18 protein-coding genes and 1 tRNA gene are annotated in these 18,615 nt (G+C 64.6%); 13 read left to right on the top strand and 6 right to left on the bottom strand.

Annotated elements, in window-relative coordinates:
• The first annotated feature begins 4 nt into the window (after positions 1 to 4).
• From KAK11_RS20220 to KAK11_RS20210, 3 genes are all read left to right on the top strand, one after another.
• Entirely contained in the window at positions 5 to 865 is an 861-nt protein-coding gene (locus KAK11_RS20220; protein WP_210811304.1) for an MbnB/TglH/ChrH family RiPP precursor modification enzyme, read from the top strand.
• Positions 862 to 1,698, top strand: coding sequence for an HvfC/BufC family peptide modification chaperone (locus KAK11_RS20215; protein ID WP_210811302.1), 837 nt, complete (start codon positions 862 to 864; stop codon positions 1,696 to 1,698). The genes KAK11_RS20220 and KAK11_RS20215 overlap by 4 nt, the downstream gene beginning before the upstream one ends.
• 107 nt (positions 1,699 to 1,805) lie before the next feature.
• Positions 1,806 to 2,273, top strand: coding sequence for a DoxX family protein (locus tag KAK11_RS20210; protein WP_210811301.1), 468 nt, complete (start codon positions 1,806 to 1,808; stop codon positions 2,271 to 2,273).
• On the opposite strand, the gene KAK11_RS20205 is transcribed toward KAK11_RS20210, so the two are convergent.
• Complete coding sequence (locus tag KAK11_RS20205) at positions 2,260 to 3,300, bottom strand: quinone-dependent dihydroorotate dehydrogenase (RefSeq protein WP_210811299.1); 1,041 nt, start codon at positions 3,298 to 3,300, stop codon at positions 2,260 to 2,262. The genes KAK11_RS20210 and KAK11_RS20205 overlap by 14 nt on opposite strands.
• A 118-nt stretch (positions 3,301 to 3,418) precedes the next feature.
• Between KAK11_RS20205 and KAK11_RS20200 the strand changes: the two genes are divergently transcribed.
• From KAK11_RS20200 to KAK11_RS20190, 3 genes are all read left to right on the top strand, one after another.
• On the top strand, positions 3,419 to 4,420 hold the full coding sequence (locus tag KAK11_RS20200) for an NYN domain-containing protein (RefSeq protein ID WP_210811298.1): 1,002 nt from the start codon (positions 3,419 to 3,421) through the stop codon (positions 4,418 to 4,420).
• A complete protein-coding gene (gene rpiA, locus KAK11_RS20195) occupies positions 4,417 to 5,085 on the top strand; it encodes a ribose-5-phosphate isomerase RpiA (RefSeq protein WP_210811297.1) in 669 nt (222 codons plus the stop codon). Before KAK11_RS20200 ends, rpiA begins: the two co-directional genes overlap by 4 nt.
• A 119-nt stretch (positions 5,086 to 5,204) precedes the next feature.
• On the top strand, positions 5,205 to 5,375 hold the full coding sequence (locus KAK11_RS20190) for a hypothetical protein (protein ID WP_210811296.1): 171 nt from the start codon (positions 5,205 to 5,207) through the stop codon (positions 5,373 to 5,375).
• On the opposite strand, the gene mnmC1 is transcribed toward KAK11_RS20190, so the two are convergent.
• The 4 genes from mnmC1 to earP form a co-directional block, all read right to left on the bottom strand.
• Positions 5,363 to 7,219, bottom strand: coding sequence for an FAD-dependent 5-carboxymethylaminomethyl-2-thiouridine(34) oxidoreductase MnmC1 (gene mnmC1, locus KAK11_RS20185; RefSeq protein ID WP_210811295.1), 1,857 nt, complete (start codon positions 7,217 to 7,219; stop codon positions 5,363 to 5,365). The two genes, KAK11_RS20190 and mnmC1, sit on opposite strands and share 13 nt — an antisense overlap.
• A complete protein-coding gene (locus tag KAK11_RS20180) occupies positions 7,216 to 8,190 on the bottom strand; it encodes a heme-dependent oxidative N-demethylase subunit alpha family protein (protein WP_210811292.1) in 975 nt (324 codons plus the stop codon). The genes mnmC1 and KAK11_RS20180 overlap by 4 nt, the downstream gene beginning before the upstream one ends.
• Positions 8,191 to 8,234: 44 nt before the next feature.
• The gene (gene efp / locus KAK11_RS20175) at positions 8,235 to 8,789 is read right to left on the bottom strand and encodes an elongation factor P (RefSeq protein ID WP_210811291.1); all 555 of its coding nucleotides are present in this window, start codon (positions 8,787 to 8,789) and stop codon (positions 8,235 to 8,237) included.
• Positions 8,790 to 8,981: 192 nt separating this feature from the next.
• Complete coding sequence (gene earP, locus KAK11_RS20170; protein ID WP_210811290.1) at positions 8,982 to 10,133, bottom strand: elongation factor P maturation arginine rhamnosyltransferase EarP; 1,152 nt, start codon at positions 10,131 to 10,133, stop codon at positions 8,982 to 8,984.
• Positions 10,134 to 10,168: 35 nt separating this feature from the next.
• Here earP and KAK11_RS20165 point away from each other — a divergent pair, with 35 nt between their 5' ends.
• From KAK11_RS20165 to KAK11_RS20135, 7 genes are all read left to right on the top strand, one after another.
• A complete protein-coding gene (locus tag KAK11_RS20165; protein ID WP_210811287.1) occupies positions 10,169 to 12,250 on the top strand; it encodes an excinuclease ABC subunit UvrC in 2,082 nt (693 codons plus the stop codon).
• Positions 12,237 to 12,752, top strand: a complete 516-nt coding sequence (locus KAK11_RS20160) for a hypothetical protein (RefSeq protein WP_310737843.1) — start codon at positions 12,237 to 12,239, stop codon at positions 12,750 to 12,752. Before KAK11_RS20165 ends, KAK11_RS20160 begins: the two co-directional genes overlap by 14 nt.
• 35 nt (positions 12,753 to 12,787) lie before the next feature.
• Entirely contained in the window at positions 12,788 to 13,357 is a 570-nt protein-coding gene (pgsA, locus tag KAK11_RS20155; protein ID WP_210811283.1) for a CDP-diacylglycerol--glycerol-3-phosphate 3-phosphatidyltransferase, read from the top strand.
• A 24-nt stretch (positions 13,358 to 13,381) separates the two neighbouring features.
• Positions 13,382 to 14,287 (top strand): DMT family transporter, encoded by a 906-nt coding sequence (locus KAK11_RS20150; RefSeq protein WP_210811279.1) that lies wholly within the window; start codon positions 13,382 to 13,384, stop codon positions 14,285 to 14,287.
• A complete protein-coding gene (locus KAK11_RS20145; protein ID WP_210811278.1) occupies positions 14,284 to 15,360 on the top strand; it encodes a tartrate dehydrogenase in 1,077 nt (358 codons plus the stop codon). The genes KAK11_RS20150 and KAK11_RS20145 overlap by 4 nt, the downstream gene beginning before the upstream one ends.
• Before the next feature lie 205 nt (positions 15,361 to 15,565).
• Positions 15,566 to 15,838: an HU family DNA-binding protein gene (locus tag KAK11_RS20140; protein WP_210811277.1), complete on the top strand. Its 273-nt coding sequence runs from the start codon at positions 15,566 to 15,568 to the stop codon at positions 15,836 to 15,838.
• 9 nt (positions 15,839 to 15,847) lie between these two features.
• A tRNA-Val gene (locus KAK11_RS20135) sits at positions 15,848 to 15,923 on the top strand.
• Positions 15,924 to 16,269: 346 nt separating this feature from the next.
• On the opposite strand, the gene KAK11_RS20130 is transcribed toward KAK11_RS20135, so the two are convergent.
• Positions 16,270 to 18,258 (bottom strand): methyl-accepting chemotaxis protein, encoded by a 1,989-nt coding sequence (locus KAK11_RS20130; protein WP_246499181.1) that lies wholly within the window; start codon positions 18,256 to 18,258, stop codon positions 16,270 to 16,272.
• Positions 18,259 to 18,615: the final 357 nt, after the last annotated feature.

The raw sequence follows: 18,615 nt of genomic DNA, 5'->3' as shown, positions 1-18,615 counted from the left end.
TCGTATGAGCCACATCGGTTTGGGCTGGCGCAGCCCCCACTACCAAGCACTGCTAGAGCGGCGCGAGCCCCTGGCTTTCTTGGAGGTGCACTCGGAGAATTTCTTTGCCGAGGGCGGGGCGGCCATGGAGGTATTGCGTCAAGGGCGTGAGCTTTATGACATCAGCCTGCATGGCGTTGGCCTGGGCCTGGGCTCAGCTGCGGGCATAGACCGGTGGCACCTGGATCAGTTGGCGGCCTTGGTGGAACGCGTGCAACCCGTGCGGGTGTCGGACCATGCGTCCTTCGCACGTGCACCCTTGAGCCCTGGGCAGGTGCCCGTGCATGGGGCGGACCTGTTGCCGGTGGCATTCAGCCCGGCAGCGTTGGACATCATGGTCCGCAATGTGCAGCAGGTGCAAGACCGCCTGCGCCGCCCGCTCTTGGTGGAGAACCTCTCCGCCTATGTGCGCTGGACCACCAGCACCATGAGCGAGGCCGAGTTCTTGAATGAATTGACGCGCCGCAGTGGCTGTGGGCTGCTGCTGGATGTCAACAACTTGGTGGTCAATGCGCTGAACGCGGCCGAGCCCGACCCTGTGGCGGCTGCTTGTGCGGTGGTCGATGCGCTCCTGCCCGGCGTGGTGGGCGAGATCCACTTGGCGGGCTATAACGACGACGGTGTGCTGGTGATTGATGACCACGGCAGCCGCGTCCACGAGCCGGTGTGGCAGGTCTATGCCCACGCGCTGGCGCGTTTGGGTCAGGTGCCCACCTTGATCGAATGGGACACCGATGTGCCCGAATTGGACGTCTTGTTGGACGAGGTCCGTCGTGCTGAGAGGGTCTCCCGCTCGGTGGCGCACCCGCAGCGGGAGGCCGCATGAGCGAGTCACAGAGCCTGCTGCGAGGGGACAGCGCGGTGGCCGCTGAGGCCTTGGCGCAGATGACCTTTTTGAACAGTGTGTTGGGGCGGCAGATGCCGCATCATCTGCCCACCGGCATGGCGGCTTTGCTGGGGCCGCGGGCTCAGGCCCAGGCTTTGTCCGGCTTGCGGGCTTATCGCGCCAACGGCTTGGCGGTGGCGCACCGTGCGCTGATGTCGGCCTACCCCACAGTGACGGCCATGATTGGCGAGGACGCGATGCAGGTCTTGGCGCGTGACCTGTGGTGGCAGTCTCCACCCACGGTCGGCGACTTGGGCCGCTGGGGCGCAGGCTTGGCCGATTGGATGGCCACCTTCGAGCCCTTGGCTGAGTTTCCTTGGCTGCCGGATTGCGCCCGTCTGGATTGGGCGGTGCACGGTGCGGCGACCTTGGCGGATGTGCCACCAGGGGCCGCAGACCTGCACTTATTGGCTGAAGTGGACCCGGACGCCTTGAGCCTGGACTTGGTGGCGGGCCTGATGCAAATCCACAGCCCCTGGCCGCTGGCTGCGTTGCGAGAGGCCCATCAAGCGGCCCACCCCGACGCTGAGGCCGTCGCACAGTTGTTATCCCCAGCCTATTGCCACGCGGGCGTGACGCTGCTGTGGCGCCAAGGCTGGCAGATCCGCGTCAGCGAGGTGACCCAGGCCGAAGCGCAGTTCATGCAGGGCTTGGCTGAGGGGCACAGCTTGGCGCAAGCGCTGGGCGGTGTTCAAGACACGGACTTTGATTTTCAGTCGTGGCTGATGCGGGCGTTGGGTGAGGCTTGGCTGAGCCGCGCGCGCCGCCTCTGATTTCTCTTTCGGACGGGTTCCAAGCCGCAGTGCGCCCCGACCAGGCTGCGCTGGGTGGCTGGGCGTCCGCCTATCCGTTTATTAATCTGACTTGAAGGTAAAACCTGATGACTTCACTGTTGGCCAAAAGCCTGACGCTCTGGACGCTGTTGAGCAGCGCTCTGGAAAAACTTCAACCTGTGGCGCAACTGGCCGCACGGCTCTATGTGGCCAAGGTGTTTTTCATGGCCGGTTTGACCAAGCTGCGCGACTGGGAGACCACGGTGTTCTTGTTCACCGAGGAATACCACGTGCCTCTGCTGCCCCCGGAAGTGGCGGCCGTGGCCGGCACGGCCGGTGAGATCGTGTTGCCCGTGCTCTTGGTGCTGGGCTTGGGCGGGCGCTTTGCCGCACTCGGCCTGTCGGTGGTGAACGTGATGGCTGTGATCAGCCTCAGCGACATCCCAGAGACGGCCATGACCCAGCATCTGTTCTGGGGCAGCTTGCTGGCCGCTCTGGTGCTGTGGGGCCCCGGCAAGCTGGCCCTGGATACTTGGCTGGGCCCTTGGCTGCAGCGTCGCTTCAAGCCTGCTTGAGGGCCTGAGCGGCTTCTTTCACCAAGGGGCCGCCGCGGTAAATCAGGCCGGTATAAACCTGCACCAGGTCAGCGCCGGCCTTGATCTTGGAGACCGCATCAGCCCCTGAGAGCACGCCGCCTACGCCGATGATGGGGAAGCCGCTGCCCAACTCGGCTCGCAGGGCCGCGATGACGATATTGCTGGCTTCCAAGACCGGCGCGCCAGAGAGACCGCCGGCTTCTTCGGCATGCGGCAAGCCTTGGACGGCCTCGCGGCTCAGCGTGGTGTTGGTGGCGATGACGCCGTCCATGCCGTGTTTCTTCAGCGTGGCCGCAATCACCTTGATCTGGTCGGCATCCAGGTCCGGGGCGATTTTCAGGAACATGGGCACCGACTTGCCCTGCTGAGCCGCCAGCTTGGCCTTGCGCTCGACCAGGGCTCCCAGCAAGCCATCCAGTGCCTCGTCGCTTTGCAACGCGCGCAAATTCTTGGTGTTGGGGCTGGAGATGTTGACCGTCACATAGTCGGCATGGGCATACACCCCGTCAAGGCAGGTGAGGTAGTCGCTTGCCGCGTCCTCAATGGGGGTGACGGCGTTCTTGCCGATGTTCAAACCCAGAATGCCGCCCTGGGCTCTGAAGCTCTTGGCCTGCTGGACATTGGCCAAAAAGGCCGCCAAGCCTTCATTGTTGAAGCCCAGGCGGTTGATCAGCGCGTTTTTCTCGGGCAGGCGGAACATGCGCGGCTTGGGGTTGCCGGGCTGGCCCTTGGGGGTGACCGTGCCCACCTCGATGAAGCCGAAGCCAAAGGCGCCCAGGCCGTCGATGCAGCGGCCGTTTTTGTCCAGGCCCGCCGCCAAGCCCACCCGGTTGGGAAACTTCAGCCCGGCCACGGTCACCGGGTCATTCACCCGCGTCTCGGCCCAAAGGCACTGCAAGGGCGTGTTTTGCAGCTTGGCCACTTGGCCCAAGGTCAGCTCATGGGCGGCTTCGGCATCCATGCCAAAGAGGAAGGGGCGGGTCAGGGCGTAGGGAATCAGGGCCATGGGTGCAGAAAAAAGGGGTGGGCGGCAAAGCCCGGGCCGGGGCGGGAAAAAGAGCGGCCGATTTGTGAGATGCTCGCAGCCCTCTATTGTCCAACCTTCTTAACCTGTTCCTTTATCTGTGAAAAACTCATCTCAGCACCCAGGCCTTTTGCGCATCGGGGTGTTTTATGACGGTACCTATCTCTCCCACGTCTCCAACTACTACCTGTATGAGCATGAGCGCCGCGCCAGGCTCTCCATTGGCGGCCTGCACGAGTTCATCCGCGAGCAAGTCGCGCAGCAAGAGAGCGTCGAGAAGCGCTTCTGCCAGATCGTCGACGCCCATTACTTCCGCGGCCGCCTTCCGGCCAAGCTGGCGCAGGCGCAAGATGTGCTGTTCCGCGAGCGGCAGTTTGACGATGTCTTGATCCGCGAAGGCGTCACCCTGCATTTCCTGCCTGTCACGGCGGACGCGCATGGCGACATCTCCGAGAAGGGCATTGACGTCTGGTTCGCCCTCGAAGCCTTTGAGCTGGCTGTGCAAAAGCACTTTGACGTGACGGTGCTGATCACTGGCGACGGCGACTTTGTGCCCCTGGTGCGCAAGCTCAACACCCTGGGCACGCGGGTGATGCTCTTGGCCTGGGACTTTGAGTTCCAGCGCGAGGGCCGCACCATCGCCACCCGCACTTCGCAAGCGCTGATCAACGAGGTGACCTACCCGGTGATGATGGCCGACGAGATCGACAGCCGCGGCCGTCAGCGGGATTCCTCCGTGGCGCAGATCTTTGTGCAGCGCGTGCGCGAGGCTGGCGCACCCAGCCCGGTGCCCGAGGCTCCGGTCGGCGCGGCGCCGCCCAACCGCCCGCAAGACGACCCGCAGTTCTTGCTGCAGGCCACGGTGGGGGCGATTGCCAATGTCAACACCGACAAGGGCTACGGCTTTATCCGCCCCGAAGGCGCGCAGACCAATCTCTTCTTCCATTTCAGCGCCTTGCAGAACTGCGAGTTGGCGGATCTGAGCGCGGGCTCGCCCGTGCGCTTCAGGGTGGTCAGCACCGAGCGTGGCCCCAATGCCGTGGAGATTCACCTGCGCGACGATGTCAGCGGCCTGCCGCCCAGCGATAATCCGGCCCCATGACGCAAGACGAACTCAAGGCCCTGGTGGGGCAAGCTGCACTGGCCCATGTGGTCCCGGGCAGCATCGTGGGGGTGGGTACAGGCTCAACGGTGAATTGCTTCATCGACGCCTTGGCCACCATGAAGGACCAGATCCAGGGCGCGGTCTCCAGCTCGGTGAAAAGCACTGAGCGGCTGCAAGCCCATGGCATCAAAGTCTTTGAGGCCTCGGAGGTCGAGTCGCTGCCCGTGTATGTGGACGGAGCCGACGAAATCGACCACAGCGGCTGCATGATCAAAGGCGGTGGTGCCGCGCTGACCCGCGAGAAGATCGTGGCTGACTTGGCCCAGGCCTTTGTCTGCATCGCTGACGAATCCAAGCTGGTGCAGACCTTGGGCAACTTCCCGCTGCCCGTGGAGGTGATTCCCATGGCCGCCGCCCAGGTAGCGCGCCGGTTTGCGTCTGCCTATGGCGGCCAAGCGACAGTGCGCGCCGGCGTGGTGACCGATAACGGCAACATCATCGTGGATGTGCGCGGCCTGAAGATCACCGACCCGCTGGCCATGGAGACCGAGGTCAACCAATGGCCGGGCGTGGTGAGCGTGGGCATCTTTGCCCGCCATGCGGCCCAGGTGTGCTTGTTGGGCACACCGTCCGGCGTGCGCACGCTGAGCTTCGCGCGCTGAGACCTTCCTTTTTGCTTGTATCCTGATGCCGGTGACTGCGCCACGCTCCAAGCGTGCCGCCGCCGCCCAAAGGCTCCTTTCGGGGGCAGATGCCCTCCTACTCACTTCAAGGACAGCCTGTGGCGACCCCTAATTACGGCTACGAGAAGCGCCAACGCGAGTTGGCCAAGAAGCGCAAGAAGGAAGAAAAGGCGGCCCGCAAGGCGGCGGGCCTGCCGCCTCTGCCGGACGCTGACGAAGCGGCTGCAGAGCCTGCCGCGGCTGACACCCCTTCGCCTCAGACCCCTTGACGCTGCGCCCGCGCGATGAAACGCGCCGGGTCGATCGCGTCCAGCACCCGGCTGGGCAGTGGCATGGGGCGGCCTGTAACCCAGGCGGCCAGCACCTCGCCCATCAAGGGCGCGACGGTCAAGCCTCGGGCGCCGAAGGCGGTGCAGACATAAAGCCCCTCCACCCGGGGCACATGACGGGGCTGCTCGAGCTGCCGCATGCCCGCCAACGCGGTGGAGGCGATCGCGCCCACCACGGGCAAGCGGTCTGTCGCGGCCAGGCGCCAGCCGACACGGCCGCCCAGCGCGGCTAAGTTGGCCCAGTCAGCTTCAGGCGGTGCGGTCCAGCCTAACAAGGGCTGTAACTGGCCGAGATTGTGGTGGTGGTCCTCGGCCCTTACCGTGGGGTCGGCGTCGTCCCATTGCTTGGTGGCGCCGCAAAGCAGGCCGCCGCCCAGATCCTCCGGCAGGCTCAGGGCATAGGCGCCGCTGGCCACCGGGAGGCGAGGCCGGGGCGCCTGCCACGCGGCGGCCTGTGCGGGGGGGATGTGCGTGACTTGGCCGCGTGTGTTCTCCAGCGGCCATGCACCCGCGTCGCTCCAAGGGGCGAGCAGCCGCGCGCTGTCTTGGGCGCTGGCCACCACCAGGATGGGCGCTTCGGCCAAGACGGCGCCTTGGACATCGACCGCTTGCCAGGTGTGTTCGGCGCTGCCTCGTCGCAGCGCCTGCACCGGGGCTTGAGTTTGCAGCGTCACTCCGGGGGTGGTGAGCCAGGCCTGCACCACACTGGGCGGGTTCATCCAACCGGCTTGCACACAGTGCCAAGCGCTGATGGGCAAGGCTGTGCCGGCCAAGGCGCTCGCGGTCTCTGCACCCACAGCCTGCACATGCTCGGGGGGCAAGCCGAGCCGCTTCAGCAAGGCTTGCAGTGCTTCTACTTTTGGGCCTTGGGCAGGTGGGGTCGGCGAAGCTTCGTCGTCCAACATGCCACGCAGCAAGCCCTGCACTTCACCACGCGCGCCTGCGCTCATCAGGCCTGGGTAATGCGTGGCGGCATACAAGGCCGCTGCCCGCAAGAGCAGGGCATGGGCGCCGTCTTGGGCATGGACCACGCTGTGGAACAGCCCCGCCACATTGCCTGACGCGCGCTGGGCGGGCTCGGGCGCTTGCTCCAGCACGGTGACTTGAAGGCCTTGTCGCGCCAGGGCCTGCGCAGCGGCCGCCCCAGCCAAGCCGGCGCCGATGACCACCGCAGCCCCCGAGGGCTCGGCGGGGCGCCGACCGCGCGGGGCCGGGGGCAGCGGCCGGTAGCCGGGCTCGTGCGCCTGTGGCCGCTGGGCGCGCAGCAGACCACGGGTAGACCGGTCGATGATGAAGCCGGCGGTTTGCAAGCCTTGGCGGGCGGCGGCGGTGTCCGGGGTCAGGGCCACCGCACCCGGTGCGGACAGCCTGGCGCAGGCTGAGAAGAGGCGACTGTGCTCGGCCTCTTCGCGTGCCGGCAGGAGTAGCGCGTTGGCGCTGAGTTGCAGCTGCGGCAGCCAGTGCTTCGGCGTGCCCACGGCCAGGTGCACGGTCACGGCACCGCCCTCAAACTGCAGGACGTGCAGGTCGGGGCTGGCGGGCGGGCAGGCAGCAACCAACTGCGCGGCCAGGTCCGCGCTGGCGCTGTGGGGCAGGGCGGTTCGCCATGCCTCGCGCGCAGCGGTGGGGGTGATGGCCACATAGACCAAGCGCTGGGGGCGCTGGGCGTCCGCCCGCCACGCCGCCCAGGTGGCGATGAAATGAGCGCCATCGTCCCATGCGGTGTTCAGCAGCACAAAGCAGGGCGAGCCCGCCCATGCGCCGGGCCCGAGCAGCGGCATCATGGCCGCGCGCCTTGGGCTTGCTGGGCCAGCCAAGCCAGCAGCGGGGCGTGCACCGCGCTCAGCTCGCGGTAGGCCAATACAGCCGGGCTCATGCTGGCCAAGCTGTCATGGACCAAGGCGGCGTGCTCCGGCGTTGGCAGCGCCTGCCGCAGCGGCGTAACCTCGGTGTGGATGGTGAACACTGCTTGGCCACGCTCGACCAACGGGATGAAAGTCTGGCGCTCGGTGCGCCACCAGGCGCTGTCCACGAGGCTGTCACCCTGCAGGCTCGCCGGCCAGCGCTCGGCGTCCATGCGCCGAGGGTGGGCATGGAGCCGGGGTTGTGAGGTGATGGTCCACACAAAGCGCTCCCAGCGCTGGGCCGAAGTGACCAAACGCACCAGGTGGGCGCTGGCCGAGGTCAGGAACTGGTTGTCGGCCACGGGCGCGTGAAGCTCCGCAAAGCTCAGGCCAATCTTTTGCTCGGGCGCCCAGTGCGAGGGCAGGCAGATGGCCAGCCAGTGCACGCGCTGAGAGGCCGCATCCAGAATGGCAAAGTCCTCTGCAAAGGCCAAGCACAACAGCGCGGCTTGGCGCCAAGCCGGGGCCAGAGCTTGCAGGCACGGGCCGGCATCGGGCCACAAGGCCCGGGTTTGCAGCACCTGACCTTGGGCATCAACCCGCCAGCCGAGGTGGCGGGCATGCCAAGCGTCCTCGCTCACTTCAAAGGCCTCGGGGTGTTCTTGCTGGGCCTGCAGTGCCAAGGCCCATAACGCGGGTGTCGCGTCAAACCCTGGGCTTTGCAGCAGGGCTTGGGTGGGCCAATGGGCCAGCACGGCCTGCTTTTCACGCAGGTGCCGGGCCCCCGGGCGCAGCGGCGTGAGTTGTGGCGCGCCGGCGGCCAGCTTGCGCAGGCCCGGTTGCATGCGAAAGGGCGTGGTCAGCGCGTGATGAAAGTCGAAGTGGCCCATGGCAGGGGAGGCGGCAGACACAAAAAAGGCACCCGAAGGTGCCTTGATTGTGCGGTGTCTGGGGATCAGACGCGCTTGCGGTACTCGTGGGTGCGGGTATCGATTTCGATCTTGTCGCCGTTTTCCACGAAGATGGGCACGGAGATCTCAAAACCGGTGCCGACGATCTTGGCAGGCTTGAGCACCTTGCCCGAGGTGTCGCCCTTGACGGCGGGGTCGGTTTGGATCTCGCGCACCACGGTGGTGGGCAACTCAACAGAGATGGCCTTGCCGTCGTAGAACACGACTTCAACCGTCATGTTGTCTTCGAGGTAGGAGATGGCGTCACCCATGTTCTCGGCTTCCACCTCGAACTGGTTGTACTCAGCGTCCATGAACACATACATCGGGTCAGCGAAGTAGGTGTAGGTGCACTCTTTCTTGTCCAGAATGATCTGGTCCATCTTGTCGTCAGCCTTGAACACGGTTTCGGCGCCGAAACCACTGAGCAGGCTCTTCATCTTGATGCGCACGGTGGCGGCGCCGCGGCCTCCACGGCTGTATTCGGTCTTGAGCACGACCATCGGGTCTTTGCCCTGCATGATCACGTTGCCGGCGCGGATTTCCTGTGCGGTTTTCATGGTGAATTCCAGATTCGGGTGGTGGGGGCGGGGCTACCTTGCTCGTCGTCGCCCTGCGGGTTGATCGCTGGAGCGCTGACGACAAAGCCAGCGGCAGCAATCCCTGCGGTGATGGCCCTGAACAGCTTGCTCAGAACCCCTCGGGTGACCTTGGGTGACGCGCTCGCCCCATGCGGAAAACCCGCGATTCTATCAGGCCGGCGCAGTGCCACCAGCCCCATGTTGGGCCTTTTGCTGGGCGAAGGCCAACAACTGCGTGCACAAATCCGGCTGTTGGCTCAAGCGCTCACGCCAGGCCAGCGCATGGGCCTGCCAGGCTGCCCCCTCAGGCAGCGCCAAAGCCCTCGAGCCTAGCGCCAAGCCATTCCATTGCTGCATGGCTTGGCGCAACAGCGGTGCCCAGGCTGAGCCCTCGGCCCCGGCCAGGTGGAGGCTCAAAAAGGCGTCGAGCTTGGGGCCGTGGGCGCCGTCGTCCTGGGCATAGAGCTGCCACAAAAAGGGGCGACCTGCCCACTGGGCCCGCACCAAAGAGTCTTCCCCCCGCACCAGGTTCAGGTCGCAGGCCCACAACAGGTGGTCGTAGTCGGCCTGACTCAGCCAGGGCAGGCGCTGCACTTGAATGCGCTGCGCCAAGCCCTGCGATTGAAGGGCTTCTTCCAGCAGCATGGCGTTCACGCTGGCCGTGCACAGCAGCAGCACGGGTGCCCCCTCGCTCCAGGCCGGCAGGGCCGCCAGCAGGGCGGGCAAGGGCGCTTGCGGGTAGCAAAACAGGCTCACGGTGCGCAGGGCTGCGTGCCAAGGCACGCCCATCTGGCCCCACCAGTGGCGTGCGTCAAAGCGCTGCTGGCGCTGTTGCACATCGGGCTCGCGCAACAGGCCGCCCGTGCGTTCGGTAAAACCTGGGTAGAAAAACCATTTGCTCAGGCCTTCACCCGGCCCAGAGCACTGCGGCGAGGGCAGGCCATGGCTGCGCTCGACATAAGGCTCGGCGCTCAGGTACTCCAGGTTGAGCCACACCGGCGGTATCGACGCTTGGCGCCAAGCAGCCACATGAGCCGCTGGCGGGTCGCAGCCAAAGGCCTCCACCACCACGTCGGCCGCGGGGCCGGGCAAGGGGGCAGCCTCGCTCGCGGACCAGACCAGGACCTCCACCGGCTGGCCGCCTGGCGTGCGCATCCAGGCCAAGGCGCTGGCGTCATCGGTGACCAGGCGCACGCTGTGGCCGCGCGAGGCCAAATCTTGGCAAAGCCGCCAGCACACGCCGATGTCGCCAAAGTTGTCGATGACCCGGCAATAGATGTCCCAGCGGGCCAGGGCCAAGCGGGGGGCTGGGGTGTTTGTCATGGGCGGCATTATCGAAGCGGCACAATGCGCACCCGATGAGCCCCACGGAAACTCCGCCCCCAGACCAGACGCCGGCCCCCGAGCCCAGCCCTGCGCCGGCAGCCAGTGCGCCTAGCCTGCCCGACGCAGCAACGCGCGAGCGCCTCCTGGCCGAGGTGGCCGCCTTGCCGGCCTTGCCGGGGGTCTATCGCTACTTCGACACCGCCGATCAGGTGCTGTATGTGGGCAAGGCCGCGAGCTTGAAAAAGCGGGTGTCCAGTTACTTTCAAAAGGACTTGGGCGGCACGCGCATTGGCCTGATGGTGGCGCGCATTGCCCGCATGGAAACGACGGTGGTGCGCAGCGAGGCCGAGGCCTTGCTGCTGGAAAACAACCTGATCAAGGCTCTGAACCCTAAGTTCAACATCTTGTTTCGGGACGACAAGAGCTACCCCTACATCAAGCTCACTGGCACGCGGGCCCAAGATGCCAAGGCCTCGCCCACGGCTGCGCGTTTTGCGCGGGTGGCCTATTACCGGGGCGCAGTGGACCGGCGGCATCGCTACTTCGGGCCTTATCCCAATGCTTGGGCCGTGCGCGAAGCGATCCAGACCATCCAAAAGGTGTTTCGCCTGCGGACTTGTGAAGACGCAGTGTTCAACAACCGCTCGCGGCCTTGCTTGCTGTATCAAATCCGCCGCTGCTCTGGCCCGTGCGTGGGTCTGATTTCGCACGAGGACTATCAGCGCGATGTCTTGGATGCCGAGCGCTTTTTGCTGGGTGAGCAGCAGCAGGTGATGGACGAGCTGCAGGCGCAAATGATGGCGCATGCGGAGGTACTGGCCTTTGAGAAAGCGGCCGAGCTGCGCAACCGCATTTCGCTGCTGGCCAAGGTGCAGCATCAGCAGTCGGTGGAGGAGAGCTCAGCCTCGTCCGCCATCCGAGACGTGGACATTCTGGCGGTCAAGCTGGCGGGCGGGCGGGCCTGCGTCAACCTGGCCATGGTGCGTGGGGGCCGGCATTTGGGGGACAGAGCCTTTTTCCCTAGCCACGTCGAGGACGCCACCGCCTTGGCTGAAGCCGTGTTGGCCACTGATGACCCGGCTGCCGCACCCGAGTTGACCGCCGCTCAAAGCCTGGCACTGGCCGAGCAGCAGGTGCTTGAGGCCTTTATGGGCCAGCACTATCTGCAAGGGGCGCCTCCGCCCTTGTTGGTGACCAGCCATGCCGTTAACAAAGAACTGCTCAAGGCCTTGAGTGAGCAGACGGGCGTGAAGATCCAGGCCCAGCATCAGCCGCGTGAGCAGCGCCGTGCTTGGCTGGACATGGCCATCACCGGCTGCGAGTTGGCACTGGCGCGCTTGCTGTCGGAAGAGGGCTCGCAGCGGGAGCGCACGCGGGCTTTGGTGGAGGTGCTGGACTTGGCGGTGGAGGACATCGACCAAGTTCGCATTGAGTGCTTTGACATCAGCCACACGGCGGGCGAGGCCACACAAGCGTCTTGCGTGGTGTTTGAGAACCACCGCATGGCCAATGCCGAGTACCGCCGTTTCAACATCGAAGGCATCACGGGTGGCGATGACTATGCCGCCATGCGCCAGGTGCTGACTCGGCGCTACAGCCGCTTGGCCCAAGCCTGGCGTGAGGCGGCCGCCGAGCAGGGCGGGGCGCCCGTCGGGGGCAAGCAGCGCTTGCCTGATGTGGTCTTGGTCGATGGCGGCAAAGGCCAGATTGGGGTGGCGCGTGAGGTGTTTGAGGAACTGGGCCTGCCGCTCAGCCTCTTGGTCGGCGTCGAGAAGGGCGAGGGCCGCAAAGTGGGTTTGGAAGAGCTGGTCTTTGCCGATGGGCGAGACAAGCTGACCTTGCCGCCCGACGCCGCCGCCCTGATGCTGGTCGCACAGATTCGCGACGAGGCCCATCGCTTTGCCATCACCGGCATGCGCGCCAAGCGGGCCAGCGTGCGCACGGGTGGCAGCCGGCTGGAAGATATTCCGGGTGTGGGCCCCAAAAAACGTGCACGGCTGTTGCAAAGATTCGGCGGTGTGCGGGGTGTAGCGGCCGCCAGTGTGGAAGACTTGGCCACTGTGGATGGCATTTCTAGAGATTTGGCAGAGGAGATTTATCGTGCGCTTCGCTGAGACTGTTTTGGGCCGTGCTGTGATGGTCGTCTCTGCTGCGGTGGCGGCTGGGGTGACGGCCTTGGTGTCCGGGTGTGCAAGCCGGGCGCCCCAAGCGCCAGCCAAGCCTGCAGCCCCTGTCGCACCCAGCGCCAAGGTCGAGCCCCAAGCCGCGATGCCCAACTTGCAAGGGCCGGTGAAAACGTGGGACGAGTACCGCCTGCGTGCTGCCAAGCGCATGGTGGCAGCCAACCCCGATAAAACCTATCTGAGTGACCCGCCTGATCCGCTGTTGGCCATCCCCGTGCTGGACATCACCGTCAGGGCGGATGGCAGCATCGACCGCATTGAGGTGGTGCGCGTGCCCACCCAAGCCAAAGACACGGTGGAGTTGGCCAAAGAGGCCGTGCGCCGCGCCGCGCCCTTTGGCGATGTGGGGCGCCTGCCCAAGCCCTGGAAGTTCCGCGAGACCTTTCTCTATGACGATGCGCGGCGCTTCAAGCCGATGATCTTGGATCAGTGACGTCGCGTGGGCGGTTTCAAGGGCAGAATGCGCGCATGTTTTTCACCATCCCCACTCTCTTGACTTGGGCGCGTATTGCGGCGATCCCGCTCATCGTGTTCGTCTATGGGATGGAAAGCTGGGACATGGCCACCCGCAATCTGTTGGCGACCGTCATGTTTGTCGTGTTTGCACTCACCGATTGGCTCGATGGCTACTTGGCGCGCAAGCTCAACCAGACCTCGGCCTTCGGCGCCTTTCTCGACCCCGTCGCGGATAAATTCTTGGTCTGTGCGTCTTTGCTGATCCTGGTGGAGCATGGCCGCGTCGATGCTTTGATCGCCTTGATCATCATTGGCCGTGAGATCGCCATCTCTGCGCTGCGTGAATGGATGGCTCAGATCGGCGCTTCGCGCAGCGTGGCGGTGCACATGCTGGGCAAGCTCAAGACCTCGGTGCAAATGGTGGCGATTCCCTTCTTGCTCTACAACGGCAATTTGTTCGGCCTGATCGATACGCGGCTGTGGGGCACCTTGCTCATCATTGCTGCGGCGGTGCTGACCATTTGGTCCATGGTGTATTACCTGCAAAAGGCCTTGCCGGAGATCCGCGCCAAGGCGCGTTGAGCGCGCGTCGCACGGCGCCCTCTCATGCAGTCTGCTGGCTCCCCCACCTCCGTCGACTCTCCTTGGGTGAGCATGGCACCTGCGGTGTTTGTGCTGATCTGGAGTACCGGCTTTGTGGTGGCGCGCTTTGGTATGCCGCATGCGCCGCCGATGAGCTTTCTGGCCTGGCGCTATGTTTTCTCCATCATTCTGCTGTGCGGCTGGGTGCGGCTGAGCCGCGTTGCTTGGCCTCAGGGCGCCGCGCAGTGGCGGCATTTGCTGGTGGCGGGCATGCTGCTGCATGGAGGCTATTTGGGCGGTGTATGGGCCGCCGTCAAGCTGGGCCTCACGGCGGGGGCCGTCGCCCTCATCGTCGGTTTACAACCGCTGCTGACGGCCATTTGGTTGTCTGCCCAAGGTGGGCGCGGCCAAATTGGGCGCTGGCAGTGGCTGGGCTTGGCGCTGGGCTTTGGTGGCTTGGTGCTGGTGGTGGGCGGCAAGGTGGGCACGCCAGAAATCTCTGCCACCAACCTCGTGCTGGCGCTGGGCGCGCTGGCCTCCATCACAGTGGGCACGCTCTATCAAAAACACTTTGTGCAAGCCGTCGATGTGCGGTCGGCCAACACGGTGCAACTCATCGGGGCCTTGTTGCTGACGGCACCCTTGGCGTTCTTGGAGACCGAGCCCGTGCACTGGGTGCCGCAACTGCTGGGCGCCATGGCGTGGTCAGTGTTGGTTTTGACCATCGGCGGCAGCTCGCTGCTGGTGTGGTTGATCCAGCGCGGTGCGGCCACGCAGGTCACCAGCCTGATGTACTTGGTGCCGCCTTGCACCGCCGTGTTGGCCTGGCTGTTGTTTGATGAGGCGTTGACCGCGCTGTCCTTGATGGGGGCGGCGCTCACTGTGGCAGGCGTGGCCTTGGTGGTCCGCCGATCTGGAGCTGTGAAATGAACAAGACACACCGCATTGCGGTCATTCCGGGCGACGGCATCGGGCACGAAGTGGTCCCGGAAGGCTTGAGGGTCCTGGAGGCCACCGCTCGCCGCTTTGGCATTTCGCTGCAGCTCGATCACTTCGACTTCGCCAGCTGCACCTACTGGCAGCAGCACGGTGACATGCTGCCCAAGGACTGGAAGGCCACGCTGGCGCGTTATGACGCCATCTTCTTTGGGGCGGTAGGGTGGCCGGCCACCGTGCCTGATAACGTGTCTTTGTGGGGCTCCTTGCTCAAATTTCGGCGTGAGTTTGACCAGTACATCAACCTGCGCCCCGCCCGCCTGATGCCTGGTGTGCGCTCGCCTTTGGCTGGCGTCGCACCGGGTGAGATCGACATGCTGATCGTGCGCGAAAACACCGAGGGCGAGTACACCAGTCTGGGTGGCCGGATGTATGAGGGCACCGAGCGCGAGATCGTGATCCAAGAGACCGTGATGTCCCGCCACGGCATCGACCGGGTCTTGAAGTACGCCTTTGAGCTGGCCCAATCGCGGCCCAAGCGCCACCTGACCTCGGCCACCAAGAGCAATGGCATCGCCATCTCCATGCCGTATTGGGACGAGCGTGTGGCGGCCATGGCACCCCAATACCCTGAGGTGAGGGTGGACCGGTTCCACATCGACATCCTCACCGCCCACTTTGTGCGCCGTCCTCAGCAGTTTGATGTGGTCGTCGCCAGCAATCTCTTTGGTGACATCCTCTCCGACCTGGGCCCGGCCTGCACGGGGACGATTGGCATTGCGCCTTCTGCCAACCTCAACCCCACGCGGCAATGGCCGTCGTTGTTTGAGCCCGTCCACGGCTCGGCGCCAGACATTGCCGGTCAGGGTGTCGCGAATCCCATTGGGCAGATCTGGTCAGGCGCCATGATGTTGCAGTTTCTGGGGTACCCCCAAGCGCATGACGCCATCGTCGCTGCGATCGAGGCGGTGCTGGCGGACCCCGAGGCACCACGTACGCCTGATTTAGGCGGCAAAGCCGGAACGATTGATCTGGGTCGTGCCATTGCCGAAACACTTCCAGGATGATCCGCACAATCTCCTGCCTTCCTGCTGCAGAACAGGCTCAGACTGCGCATAGAATCCGCATCCGCGCTTGACACCGGCAGGTGCGACGGCTGTAATGATTTTTTCGCCCCATCCGGGCGAACCATCTTTCAGATCGGGTGCTGCATGGGCAGTGCCTTGACGCCCACCACGCGATTTTTTGAGTCATTTGAGAGGGGGTACCTTCGTGAATAAATCTGAACTGATCGAGCACATCGCCCAGAAGTCCGACATCTCCAAGGCCGCCGCAGCGCGCGCTCTGGAAGCGATCATCGGCGGCGTGAAGACCACCCTCAAGAAGGGCGGCAGCGTGTCGATCGTTGGCTTTGGTACATTTGCCGTCGCCACTCGTGCGGCCCGTACAGGCCGCAATCCCAAGACGGGCGAAGCGATCAAGATCAAAAAGGCCAAGGTGCCTAAGTTCCGTCCAGGCAAGGGCCTGAAGGACGCACTGAACTGATTGCGCAGTGGGTGCTTAGCTCAGTTGGTAGAGCGGCGCCCTTACAAGGCGTAGGTCGGGGGTTCGAGCCCCTCAGCACCCACCACTGCTACTGCACGGAAAGTCCCTGATATTCAGGGACTTTTTTTGTCTGTTCGATCCCGTCGATTTCCCCGTCGATTTCCGTTTGCGGGCGCTGGAACGACGCCGTAGCGCCAAAGTTCCATAGTTGTGCCAATCGTCTTGATCCCGGTTCGTTCCACCGGAATGAAGGAGCTTGAATTGGCCACCACCACACCCTGCGAACGCAACGGGTGGCGGGTCGTTAATTGGCCGCTGCTGCGCTTGTGGTCGCTCAGGCCGAGCTTGACCGGCGCATCAAGCCCTGAGAGGCGAGACGCTGGCGCCCAAGACTGAGGCTGCCTGGCAGCCGACGCTGCAGGCTACGGCGTTCAGAAGGTTTCCCAGTTCTGGTCGGCGTTGGCTGTCGAGAGCGCCTGTGATGGCATTGCTTTGATGGCGGGCTTCGACGCTGAGGTGTGGTCACGGCTGACCGCGCCTGGCACGGTGGACATCAACATTGGTGCCATGCGAGCCAGGCGCGAGGCACCCGAAGCGGCCCCCTGCGGGCCCCCGCTCTCGCCGATGCGAAAGGCCGCCACGGCATTGGCCAGTCGGGTGGCCTGATCTTTCAGGCTCGCTGCTGCTGCAGCGCTTTCCTCCACCAGAGCCGCGTTCTGCTGAGTCATTTGGTCCAACTGGGCCACGGCCACGTTCACCTGGGCAATGCCATCGCGCTGCTCCTCTGAGGCCGAGGCGATATCGCCGATCATGTCGGCCACTCGTCTTACGCTCGACACAATGTCGTGCATCACCGTGCCGGTGCGGTTGACCTGTTCGGCGCCAGTGGCCACATGGGTCACCGAGGTGTCGATCAGTGTCTTGATCTCCCGAGCGGCGGTGGCCGAGCGTTGAGCCAATGAGCGCACCTCTGCGGCCACCACGGCAAAGCCTCGGCCCTGCTCTCCAGCGCGGGCGGCCTCTACGGCTGCGTTCAGCGCGAGGATATTGGTCTGGAAGGCGATGCCATCAATCACACCGATGATTTCGGCGATCTTGCGGGAGCTATGAGTGATCTGGTCCATGCTGCCCACCACTTGGTCGACCACTTCGCCACCGCGGCGCGCTGCATCGGCAGCGGAGGAGGCTAGTTGGTTGGCCTGCCGAGCAGTCTCGGCCGAGTGGCCGACCTGGCCTGTCATCTGCGACATCGAGCTGGCGGTTTCCTGCAGGCTCGAGGCGGTGTGTTCGGTACGGGTCGAGAGATCCTGGTTGCCGGTGGCAATTTCCTCGGTGGCGATGCGTACCGATTCACTGGTGGCACGGATCTCGACCAGCGTGTGCTGGATCTTGTCGACAAACTGGTTGAAGTGGTGGCCGATGGCGGCGAGCTCATCGCTGCCATCAGCCTGGAGACGGCGCGTCAGGTCGCCATCGCCTTGGGCCACCTCGCGCATGGCGTCGCGCAAGGTGGCCAGGCCCTTCAAGCGTGAGGCCAGCAGGCCCCCCACTGCCAGCAGCGACACCAGGGCCAGCGCAGCGCTGCCCAGCAGCGACTGCCATAGCATGGCCGACACGCCGGCCAGTGCCTCTGCTTTGTCCAGTGCGACCACCAAGGTCCACGGTGTGCCTTCAATGGCCTGCGTCGTCATCAGCATCTCCCGGCCGGCCATGTTGAACTCGCTCAAACGAGTACCGGCCTGCGCCAGCAGGGCCAAGTTGAGGTCGGCCGACATGTCGGTGGCAGGCTTAAGGACGCGTTCCACTTGCTCATGAACCATGACCTTGCCGTCTTTGCTCACGACGAAGCCGAAGCTGGAGGGGGTCGGTCGGATGGAGGCAATGTTCTTCGAGACGCCGTCCATGAACACATCACCGGCGGCCACGGCCTTGACTGCGCCGCCCTCACGAATGGCTGTGGCAAAAGTGATGACCAGCTTCTTCGTGCTGGCGTCGACGTAGGGCTCAGTCAGCACCACGGCCTGGCCTGCCGCAGCTTGGGTGTACCAGGGACGACTGGTGGGGTCATAGCCCTCGGGCAGTTGCTGGGGCTTTGAGAAGGCGATGCGCTTGTCGGCAAAGCCGAAATAGGTGGTGTCGAAGTCACCCGCTTTCTCGGCCTGGGCAAGGCGCGGCACCGGGTCGGCGTCGCTCATCGCCCCGGTGAACGACTGCACCACAGCGCGCCTCGAGGCCACCCAGTCACTGATACTGACCGCATGTGAATGAGCCAGTGAGCGGGTGTGGGCCTCCAGGTCGGAGAGGGCGGAGCTGCGGGCAGCGACGTGGTTGTAGCTGACCAGCGTCAGCAGGCTCAGAAGCACCAAGGCGCCGGTGGTGGCCACCAGTCGAGCACGCAGTGTATTCAGGGCGGGGATCATCAGGACTCCTTGCGGCCTGGCTTGAACCTGCCCGCGGAGCGAGGGCATCCCAGCACTCAGCCAGCCGCCCAAGGATTGTGTGGGCAGGCTGCTAACGCTCAAGGAATCAAAAATACCCCTTGATCAGCGCTGTTTGCCGCTTTCAACGGGCCGATCTGGAGACACCTGTCAGTGCATGCGCCAAACTGATACACCTCGCGGTATCTCAATCTCGAAAGCGTCTGCACCCGCAGTCGCTCAGTGCTTGGGCGCTCCCAACGGGCTGAAGAAGTCAAAGATCAAGGTGATAGGTCGGTGCGCGGACTCGCTGACCCAGTTGTGCTGGGGTTTGCCCTCTCGGCACCCGTCACCGCCACG

It is taken from the genome of Ideonella paludis, assembly GCF_018069865.1.
GTDB classification, from domain to species: Bacteria; Pseudomonadota; Gammaproteobacteria; order Burkholderiales; family Burkholderiaceae_C; genus Ideonella; species Ideonella paludis.
This window is presented reverse-complemented; position numbering and strand designations above follow the sequence as displayed.